2 protein-coding genes are annotated in these 1,401 nt (G+C 57.2%); both read left to right on the forward strand.

From position 1 onward, the window contains the following. The coding region (locus A3AY_RS0108710; RefSeq protein ID WP_018325295.1) for an aminotransferase class I/II-fold pyridoxal phosphate-dependent enzyme at positions 1 to 755 on the forward strand (755 nt) is incomplete at its 5' end. A gap of 80 nt (positions 756 to 835) precedes the next feature. Further along, a partial coding sequence (locus A3AY_RS0108715; RefSeq protein ID WP_018325296.1) for a transporter substrate-binding domain-containing protein occupies positions 836 to 1,401 on the forward strand: 566 nt, incomplete at its 3' end.

The following is a 1,401-nucleotide window of genomic DNA, read 5'->3' on the forward strand; positions in this document are numbered from 1 at the left end:
AAATCCTCAAATTGACCGAGGAAACCGGCTTTCTGCCGGATCTTGAGGAGTTGAAAAAGCTCGCCGTGTCCGGAACAAAGCTGATCGCGATCAACAATCCAAACAACCCGACCGGGTCGTTGATGGACCGCGCATACCTCGAAAACATCGTCGAAATCGCCCGTGCTTGCGGTGCTTGGATCCTTTGTGACGAAGTGTATCGCGGTACGGACCAGGAAGGCGACACCGGAATGACCGCGTCAATTGCCGACCTCTACGAGAAAGGCATCAGCACCGGCAGCATGTCAAAGACGTTCTCACTGGCCGGTCTCCGGCTTGGTTGGATCGTGGCGCCCGCGGCTCTAATCCATGCGGTCTCAATTCACCGTGACTACAACACCATCTCCGTCGGAATGTTGGATGACCATTTCGCGGCGATCGCACTGGAAAGCAAGGACAAGATCCTTGAACGCAGCCACAAGATTACACGGACGAACCTCGCGATCGTTTCCGACTGGGTGGATGGGGAGCCTTTGATCTCCTGGATCAAGCCGAAGTCCGGCACAACCGCCCTGCTGAAGTATGACCTGCCGATCTCGTCCAAAGAGTTTTGCCTCCGTCTTCTCGACAAGACCGGCGTGATGCTCACTCCGGGCAGCGCGATGGACATGGAGGGCTATCTTCGCATTGGTTACACCAATGGCGAAGAGGTTCTTCGCGAAGGCCTGAAGCGCATATCGCTCTTCCTCAAGGAAAGCATCGCATCGGCCGCCTGATCCAATTCATTTCCACCAAGAATTCCTGCCGCCTTTCGAAGGGCGGAGGATGTCTTCGTTTCCAACAAAAGGGGAATTTTATGAAACGACTGACTATCGCACTTGGCCTGGCACTCCTTGCTACCGCCGCATCGGCCGAGGATCTTCGCATCGGCACCAGCGCCGACTATCCCCCGTGGGAGTCGGTAAACGCCAGCGGCGAAATCGTAGGCTTCGACAAGGACATCGGCGACGAAATCTGCAAACGGGTCTCGGCCACATGCTCTTGGCAGAATCAGGCATATGACGGCCTTCTGCCGGGCCTGCAGGTCGGAAAGTTCGACCTGGTCATTTCGGGCGTCTCTATCAATGACGAGCGCTCTCAAAAGGTCGACTTTTCCGCCGCCTATGCAGACGCACCGAATTCAATTGTCGTCGCCGCCGGAAGCAAAACGGCCGATGCCAAGACTGCCTCGGAGCTGCAAAGCGCCCTGGCAAAGGCCGCGATTGGCGTACAGACCGGCACGACCCACGAGCAGGTTATCCGCGCAAACTTCCCGGACGCCGATATCCGCGTCTATGACCGCCCCGATCAGATTGCGGACGATCTTATCGCCGGTCGTGTCGACGCAGGGCTTATGGAGCGTTCTGCTTGGGAGCCGCTCGT

The organism is Rhizobium giardinii bv. giardinii H152 (assembly GCF_000379605.1).
In the GTDB taxonomy this organism is placed as follows: domain Bacteria; phylum Pseudomonadota; class Alphaproteobacteria; order Rhizobiales; family Rhizobiaceae; genus Pararhizobium; species Pararhizobium giardinii.